At 43.0% G+C, this 228-nt stretch carries 1 protein-coding gene; it reads right to left on the reverse strand.

The window, feature by feature from the left end:
- Positions 1-228 (reverse strand): hypothetical protein (locus WS40_RS11160; RefSeq protein WP_046442367.1); only part of this gene is annotated, 228 nt, incomplete at both ends.

A 228-nucleotide genomic window follows, 5' to 3' on the forward strand; every position in this document is an offset into this window, starting at 1 on the left:
TTTTGTTACAACAGAATTTCCGTAGCTGTGACCTGTTGCTTTTGTTGTGCTATCCTTGTATGAAGTACCGCAAACAGAACACTTGTGGAGTGTGTAGCCGTCAGTAGTGCAAGTAGGTGCAACAACTGTGTCAGCATATTTGTGTGAAGTCTTTGGTATAGTTTCTGTAAATGTCGCATTGCACTTTGTGCAAGTCTTTATAGCAGTACCCTCTGATGTGCAGGTCGG

It is taken from the genome of Ruminococcus sp. N15.MGS-57 (assembly GCF_000980385.1).
In the GTDB taxonomy this organism is placed as follows: Bacteria; Bacillota; Clostridia; order Oscillospirales; family Ruminococcaceae; genus Hominimerdicola; species Hominimerdicola aceti.